This is a genomic window from Streptomyces chryseus (assembly GCF_014650755.1).
GTDB classification, from domain to species: Bacteria; Actinomycetota; Actinomycetes; order Streptomycetales; family Streptomycetaceae; genus Streptomyces; species Streptomyces chryseus.
Map to the genome: position 1 here is coordinate 1 of NZ_BMVO01000089.1, position 595 is coordinate 595.

At 68.2% G+C, this 595-nt stretch carries 1 protein-coding gene; it reads right to left on the minus strand.

Annotated features, from left to right (window positions below; translation table 11 throughout):
- The coding region (locus tag IE185_RS32885; protein WP_189716589.1) for an IS701 family transposase at positions 1-595 on the minus strand (595 nt) is incomplete at both ends.

Consider the following 595-nt stretch of genomic DNA (forward strand, 5'->3'; position numbering starts at 1 on the left):
TCTGCCTTGGCAGCCCGTGAAACAGGTCGTGGACGGGGTGGTCGACGGCCCAGCGGGTGACGACGGTGTCGTGGCGGGTGGTGGCCATGACGTGGAAGACATCGGCCTGCTCAAGCTCGGACCGCCAGCCCTTGGAGAAGCCGTAGGCGGCGTCCGCGCTCACCCACCGGAACGGGATCCGGTCCGCGATCGCCCGGCGGACCATGGTCTTGGCCATCACCACCTTCGTCTCAAAGCCGACCGCGTCGTCGATGCCGGCCAGGCGGCACCGGTCGCGGTCATCCGTCCACGACGTGGGCAGATACAAGCGGCGGTCGATCAGTGTGCGGCCGCGGCTGGCGGCATAGGCCAGGAAGACTCCGATCTGGCAGTTCTCCGTGCGGCCAGCGGTTCCGGAATATTGCCTCTGGACACCGGCTGACCGCACGCCCTTCTTCAGGAACCCGGTGTCGTCAACGATCAACACCGCCCCCGGATCGCCGAGGTGCTCGACCACATAGCCCCGCACATCGTCGAGGACCTCCTCCGCGTCCCAGTCGATCCGGTTCAGCAGCCGGTGGAGCCGGTCCGGACCCGCATGACCGGCCTCCTCCGC